Annotated in this window: 8 protein-coding genes; 6 read left to right on the top strand and 2 right to left on the bottom strand. The window is 71.3% G+C overall.

Annotated features, from left to right (window positions below; translation table 11 throughout):
- Together WCJ52_RS10530 and ubiB are read left to right on the top strand one after the other, a co-directional pair.
- The coding region (locus WCJ52_RS10530; protein WP_336903262.1) for a class I SAM-dependent methyltransferase at window positions 1–294 on the top strand (294 nt) is incomplete at its 5' end.
- A 5-nt stretch (window positions 295–299) separates the two neighbouring features.
- Window positions 300–1,799: a 2-polyprenylphenol 6-hydroxylase gene (gene ubiB, locus WCJ52_RS10525; protein WP_336903263.1), complete on the top strand. Its 1,500-nt coding sequence runs from the start codon at window positions 300–302 to the stop codon at window positions 1,797–1,799.
- On the opposite strand, the gene WCJ52_RS10520 is transcribed toward ubiB, so the two are convergent.
- Entirely contained in the window at window positions 1,788–2,456 is a 669-nt protein-coding gene (locus WCJ52_RS10520) for a hypothetical protein (protein ID WP_336903261.1), read from the bottom strand. The genes ubiB and WCJ52_RS10520 overlap by 12 nt on opposite strands.
- Before the next feature lie 118 nt (window positions 2,457–2,574).
- Between WCJ52_RS10520 and coaBC the strand changes: the two genes are divergently transcribed.
- Genes coaBC through WCJ52_RS10500 form a run of 4 tightly spaced genes read left to right on the top strand, consistent with a single transcriptional unit; the run spans window position 2,575 to window position 5,987 of the window.
- Entirely contained in the window at window positions 2,575–3,780 is a 1,206-nt protein-coding gene (coaBC, locus tag WCJ52_RS10515; protein ID WP_336903260.1) for a bifunctional phosphopantothenoylcysteine decarboxylase/phosphopantothenate--cysteine ligase CoaBC, read from the top strand.
- Window positions 3,777–4,232 carry a dUTP diphosphatase gene (gene dut / locus WCJ52_RS10510; protein WP_336903259.1) on the top strand — a complete coding sequence of 152 codons (456 nt, stop codon included), beginning with the start codon at window positions 3,777–3,779 and terminating at the stop codon, window positions 4,230–4,232. The genes coaBC and dut overlap by 4 nt, the downstream gene beginning before the upstream one ends.
- A 22-nt stretch (window positions 4,233–4,254) precedes the next feature.
- Window positions 4,255–4,842, top strand: a complete 588-nt coding sequence (locus WCJ52_RS10505) for a histidine phosphatase family protein (RefSeq protein WP_336903258.1) — start codon at window positions 4,255–4,257, stop codon at window positions 4,840–4,842.
- 44 nt (window positions 4,843–4,886) lie between these two features.
- Complete coding sequence (locus WCJ52_RS10500) at window positions 4,887–5,987, top strand: phosphotransferase (RefSeq protein WP_336903257.1); 1,101 nt, start codon at window positions 4,887–4,889, stop codon at window positions 5,985–5,987.
- Here the strand turns inward: WCJ52_RS10500 and dapB are convergent.
- Window positions 5,977–6,738, bottom strand: a complete 762-nt coding sequence (dapB, locus tag WCJ52_RS10495) for a 4-hydroxy-tetrahydrodipicolinate reductase (protein WP_336903256.1) — start codon at window positions 6,736–6,738, stop codon at window positions 5,977–5,979. The genes WCJ52_RS10500 and dapB overlap by 11 nt on opposite strands.
- Window position 6,739: the final 1 nt, after the last annotated feature.

Genomic DNA, 6,739 nt, shown 5'->3' with positions numbered 1-6,739 from the left:
GAGGCCCGGCGGGTGCTGAAGCCCGGCGGCCGGTTCCTGTGCCTGGAGTTCTCGCGCCCCCCGGCACCGGCCCTGGCGCGGCTCTACGACGCCTATTCTTTCCGGGTCATTCCCTTCATGGGCGAGCAGATCGCCGGGGACCGGGAGTCCTACCAATACCTGGTCGAGAGCATCCGCCGCTTCCCCGACCAGAAGACCTTCCAGTCCCTGATCGAGGCCGCAGGTTTCCGGCGGGCGGGCTACACCAACTTCACTGGCGGAGTGGCGGCCCTGCACCACGGCTGGGCGGTCTGACCATGCTGTCGGGCCTTGCGGCGGCGGCGAGGCTCATAGGGGCAGGCTGGCGCCTGGTCCGGGCTGATGCCCTTCTGCCCAGGGAACTGCGTCATCTCTATCCGCCGGGCCTGGTCCGACTGTCGAAGCTCGCGGGCCTCCTGTCGGGTCCGTCAGCGCGACGCGGCCGGCCGGGGGAACGCCTGGCGCTCTGCCTGGAGGGCCTGGGGCCCGTGGCGATCAAGACCGGCCAGCTGCTCTCGACCCGGGCCGACATCTTCGGCACGGAGTTCGCCGGCGACCTGGCGCGGCTGAAGGACCGGCTGGAACCCTTCCCCATGGAGGTCGCCCTGAAGGAGATCGCCGAGTCCCTGGGTCGCCCCGCAGACCAGCTGTTTTCCAGGATCGGCCCACCCGTGGCGGCGGCGTCCCTGGCCCAGGCCCACGAGGCCTGGCTGAGGGACGGACGTCGGGTGGCGATCAAGGTACTGAGACCGGGGATCGAGAAACGGGTGGAGGCCGACGCCCGGGTCATGACCCTCGCCGCCGCCCTTGCTGAGACCCTGGCGCCGGGCGCCCGGCGGCTGGAGCCCCGCACCCTGGCCGCGACGGTTATCGAGTCCGTGCGCCGCGAGCTGGACCTGCGCCTCGAAGCGGCAGGCTGCGACGAGCTGCGCGAGGTCATGGCCCGGGACGGCTACATGTCGGCACCCGCCGTGGTCTGGGACGGTGTCGGCCGGCGGATCCTGACCCTGGAGTGGGCCAAGGGCGCACCCCTGTCCGACCCCGCCAGCCTGGAGGCGCCGGGCCTCGACCGACCGGCCCTGGCGACGGGCCTGATCCGCGCCTTCCTGGCCCAGGCCCTGGACCACGGCGTCTTCCACGCTGACCTGCACGAGGGCAACCTCTTCATCGCCGCGCCCGACCGGATCGAGGCGGTGGATTTCGGCATCGTCGGGCGGCTGAGTCTCGGGGAAAGACGTTACCTCGCCGAAATCCTGTGGGGCTTCCTCCAGCGCGACTACGACCGGGTGGCCCGGGTGCACCTGGACGCGGGCTATGTTCCCGCCCGGCACGCGGTCGGCGACTTCGCCCAGGCCCTGCGCGCCGTGGGCGAGCCGATCTTCGGCCGGTCAGCGCGGGACGTTTCCATGAGCCGGGTGCTGATCCAGCTCTTCGAGATCACCGGCCAGTTCGACATGCACCTGCGGCCCGAGCTGGTGCTTCTTCAGAAGACCATGATGACCGTGGAGGGCGTGGCCCGCTCGATCTGGGCCGACCTCGACATCTGGGCGGCAGCCGACCCGGTGGTGCGGCGCTGGATGACCCGCGAGCTCTCCCCGGCCGCCCGGATCACCCGGCTGGGTGAGCAGGCCGGCCGGGTGCTGTCGCGTTTATCAGCCCTGGCCGAGGCACCGCCACCCGCAGCCCCGCCGGCGCGGCGGGGTGGACAGGTCCTGCCCCTCCTGCTGGCGGCGGCCGCCCTGGCGACGGCGCTGGCGGCCCTCTGGAAATCAGCCGTCTGAGGACCGGGCAGCTCCAGTGCTGGCGGTTCGTCCCTGGGACTCCCGCGCCTTCTGGGCCTCCCAATAGGCGGGGCCGTCGTCCGGCTGGAAGAAGGCCCGGGGCGTGCCATCCCGGCTGGCGACCGCAAAAGTGTTCGAGCCGGGATGGTACATAAGGACGTCGCCGTTGCGGCGGGTCAGGCGCTGGGCGCCTGAAGGTGGCGTCTCGATGAAGGCCCGGGCCTTGCGGACATAGGCATCAAGGTTTTTCGCCCCGAAGCTCTCGCCATTCCGGGCAAAGGCCTTGCGGGCGTTCTCCTCCGCGCCACCGCGGCGGCTGGAGGTCCAGATCGGGCGACCATCCAGCAGGGGCGCAGGGGCCTCAGCCCGGTCCTGGGACCGGGGTGCAGGTCCGGCCTCATAGGGACGGCCCTCGCGCCCGCCCGGATCCGGGGACCCGGCGGCGTAGGCGACCTCGGACCCGGAAGCCGGCGCGCTCCGGGCCGCGACCGCGGACGGACGCTCGCAGGCGGCGAGGCTGAGGGCCAGGACAAGGCCTCCGGACAGCAGGGCGGAGGATGTGCGCAAGGCCGGAATACGGATGGCCGGAAAACGGATGGCCAGAAAACGGAAGGCCTGAGTACTGAAGTCTGGGGTGTGAATGGACCCGTCGGTCATGGGGAACTCCCTTGTTTCGCCCGCCCAGGCCGGAACAAATTAGGAACATATTGTCCGGTTTGTCGAGTCCCGATGTTTTGGCGTATGAGGCGGGGCTTTTGTGGAGGGTGCAGGGACTGTGTCGGACAGACGGGTGCTACTGATCGTGGGCGGCGGAATTGCGGCCTACAAGTGTCTGGAGCTTGTCCGCCTGCTGCGCGGGCGGGGCATAGCCGTCCGGCCGGTGCTCACCGAGGCCGGGTCGAGATTTGTCACCCCCCTCTCCCTCGCCGCCCTGTGCGAGGACAGGGTCCACACCGACCTCTTCTCCCTCACCGACGAGGCCGAGATGGGGCATATCCGGCTGTCCCGCTCTGCAGACCTCATCGTGGTGGCGCCGGCGACGGCGGACCTGATGGCCCGGGCGGCGGCGGGCCTGGCGAATGACCTCGCCACCACCCTCCTCCTGGCCACGGACACGCCCGTGCTCATGGTGCCCGCCATGAACGTGCGGATGTGGAACCATCCGGCAACCCAGAGGAACCTCGCGACCCTGAGGGCAGACGGCGTCCGGTTCGTCGGCCCCGAGGTCGGCGACATGGCCTGCGGCGAAACCGGGCCCGGACGGATGGCCGAGCCCGCCGCCATCTGCGAGGCCATACTTGAAGCCCTGTCCCCCGCCCACGGCCCGCTGGCTGGCCGGCGGGCCATAGTCACTGCTGGGCCGACCGCAGAGCCGATCGACCCCGTCCGGGTCCTGACCAACCGCTCGAGCGGAAAGCAGGGCTTCGCCATCGCCGGGGCCCTGGCCGCCCTGGGCGCCGAGGTCGTCCTCGTCGCGGGCCCGGTGTCCGAGCCCACGCCTGCAGGCGTCCGGCGGGTCGACGTGGAGACGGCCCGCGAGATGCTGGCGGCCTGTGAAGCGGCCCTGCCGGCGGACATCGCCGTTTGCGTCGCCGCCGTGGCGGACTGGCGTCCCGCCGAGGTTTCGGCGGGCAAGACCAAGAAGGTCGCCGGTACCGCGCCGCCTGAGATCCAGCTGGTGGAGAACCCCGACATCCTGGCGACCCTTTCGCGACGGGCTGACCGCCCCGCCCTGGTGGTCGGCTTCGCCGCCGAGACCGAAACCGTGGAAGCCCACGCCCAGGCCAAGCTCGAGCGCAAGGGCTGCGACTGGATCGTCGCCAACGACGTCTCTCGCCCCGGAGTGATGGGGGGCACGGCCAATACGGTGTCGATCGTCTCGGCGGCCGGGATCGAGCGCTGGGAGGAGGCCCCCAAGACCGAGGTTGCCGCCCGCCTGGCCGCCCGGATCGCCGCGGCCCTGGCCGGAGACCCCGCATGAGGCCCGTCGTGGACATCGTCCGCCTGCCCCACAATCCCGACCTGCCCCTGCCAGCCTATGAGACCGCAGGCGCGGCGGGCATGGACCTCCGGGCCGCGGTGTCCGGAGACGAGGCCCTGGTGCTGAGCCCGGGGACCCGGGCTGCGGTTCCCACCGGACTGGCCTTTGCCCTGCCCGCGGGCTTCGAGGCCCAGGTGCGACCGCGGTCCGGGCTGGCCCTCAAGGCTGGGGTCACCGTGGCCAACGCCCCGGGCACCGTCGACCAGGACTATCGCGGCGAGCTGAAGGTCCTGCTGATCAACCTCGGGGCGGAAGACTTCGTCATCCGTCGGGGCGACCGGATCGCCCAACTGGTAATCGCCCCCGTCGTCCAGGCCGCCTGGCGCGAGGTCGACAGCCTTGACGCCACGGACCGGGGCGCCGGAGGCTTCGGGTCCACGGGCGGCCGCTGAGCCGCAGACAGGGAGAACAGGCATGGAGTTGATCCTGGTCCGGCACGGGCGTCCCGCCCGCATGGAGACCACCTCCGATCCGCACCTCAACGAGGTTGGGCTGGACCAGGCGCGCAGGGCCGCGGCCTGGCTGGCCCTGGAGCCCATCGAGGCCACCTGGTCCTCGACCATGCTCCGGGCCGTCCAGACCGCAGAAGCCTTCGCCGGCCTCGTGGGACATGAGGTCCAGCGGCATCCGGGCATTGTCGAGTTCGACCGCAATTCAGGCGCCTACATCCCCACCGAGGAGCTCAAGAGAGAGAACTTCGCGGCCTGGCAGGCCATGGCCACCGGTGGCCACGGGGTCGACATGGCCGAGTTCCAGAAGATGGTGGTGGACGGCATGGAGGAGATCATCGGCGCCCATCCGGGGGGCAAGGTGGCGGTCTTCTGCCACGGCGGTGTGATCAATGTCTGGGCGGCGCACGTGCTGGGCATTGAGCCCCGGGTCTTCTTCGAAGCCGACTACACCAGCCTCAACCGCTTCCTGGCCGCCCGCAGTGGCCAGCGGGCCGTGGTCAGCCTGAACGAGCGGGCCCACCTGCTGGACGACGTCCGCCGCCCGGCTTGACAGCCCCGGCTTCGGATGGAGCCTTCCCTCAACGGAGGACGCCCATGCCGGACCTGGATTTTCCGCGCGCCATCGACGCCATAACGCCGGAATGGCTGACCCGCAGGCTGCAGGCCTCCGGCGCCCTTCCAGCCGGTGCCCAGGTTAGCCGCATCGTCACCGAGCCCATGGGAGAGGGCGTGGGCTTTGTCAGCGCCATGCTGCGCCTGCGGCCGGTCTACGAGGGCGGGGCCGGGGCGGCGCCGGCCTCCCTGATCGCCAAGGTTTCACCGGTCGACCCGAGTTCGCGCCAGGTGGGCGAGATCTTCCGCTTCTACCAGAAGGAAACCGGGTTCTACGCCCAGCTGGCCCACCGCACGCCGGTACGGACCCCGCGTGCCTATGGAGTGGACTATGACCCGGCGACCATGGACTTCGTGCTCCTGCTCGAGGACCTGAGCCCCGCCCGGTTGGGCGACCAGCTCGAAGGCCTGGCCCCTGAGGACGCCGGCAAGGCGATCGACGCCGCTGCGGAGCTTCATGGCGCCTGGTGGGAATCCCCCGAGCTCCCGGGCATGGACTGGCTTCTGAGGCTCAACTCCCCTGAGATGAAGGCGCTCGAACCCGTCTACCAGCAGTGCTGGCCAGCCGTGGTCAACTTCATCGGCGACCGGATGAGCCCCTATGTCCGGCAGGCAGGCGAGGCCCTGGCCCCGCGCATTGGCGCCCTGATGGACCTGGCCTTCGAGCAGCCGCGCACCCTGATGCACGGCGACTTCCGGGCCGACAACATGATGTTTGAGGCCGGTCCGTCGACAGCGCCCTTCGCCCTGGTCGACTGGCAGATCGTCATGCAGGGACCCGCCGCCTTCGACCTCGCCTATATGCTGTCGGGGAGCCTGGACGTGGAGACGCGACGGGCCGGGCAGGAGGCCCTGATCGCGCGCCACCACGACGGCCTGGTCCGTGCGGGCGTGGCTGACTACAGCCTGGCGCAGGCGCGGGAGGCGTTCCGGGTCTGCGCCATGCTCGCCTGGTGCTGGCCTGTGGTGGCCATCGGCTCCCTCGACTTCGACAATCCCCGGGGCCTCGCCCTGTTCCATGCCTGGGCCGAACGGGCCATGACCCTGTTCGAGGACGTGGACGGGGCGGCCGTCATCCCCTGAAGCCGAGGACGTCCTGCATGTCATAGGCGCCGGGGTCGCGCGCGACCACCCAGCGGGCGGCGGCGAGGGCGCCCCGGGCGAAGAGACCGCGGTCCCGGGCCGAATGGCTGAGGGTCAGGATTTCGTCCTCCCCCGCGAAGATGACGGAATGCTCGCCGATCACGCCGCCGCCGCGGACGACGGCGAACCCCAGCGCGCCCTCCGGACGGACGCCGCTGATCCCGTCCCGGGCCCGCACAGAGACCGCCTCGAGCTCCACGCCCCGGCCCCGGGCCGCCGCCGCGCCGAGCATCAGGGCCGTCCCCGAGGGCGCGTCGATCTTGCGGCGATGATGCGCCTCCAGGATCTCGATGTCGAAGTCGCCGGGGGACAGGGAGGCCGCCGCGCGCTCCACCAGGCCCATGAGCATGTTGACCCCGAGGGAGAAGTTCCCGGCCCGGACGATCGGCACCCGGAGGGCCGCCTCGGCCAGGGCGTCGATCTCGCCCGCAGAGAAGCCCGTGGAGCCGATGACCAGGGCCGGTCCGCCCCGGGCCGCGGCCTCTGCCGCCAGGGCGACGGAGGCGGCGGGGGTGGAGAAGTCCACCACGACGTCAGCTGCCTGCAGGACCGAGGCCCGGTCGGCCAGGCGGGGGTCCGCGGCGTCGGGCCGGTCGAAGCGGCTGGCGAGGACGAGATCGGGTGCCGCCTCGACGGCTTCGGCGACGGCGAGGCCCATGCGGCCCAGGGCGCCGGCGACGGCGATGCGGATG

This window comes from Phenylobacterium sp. (assembly GCF_037138395.1).
Lineage (GTDB): Bacteria > Pseudomonadota > Alphaproteobacteria > Caulobacterales > Caulobacteraceae > Phenylobacterium.
The sequence above is the reverse complement of the archived record's forward strand: the minus strand, read 5'-3'. Positions and strand labels throughout refer to the sequence as shown.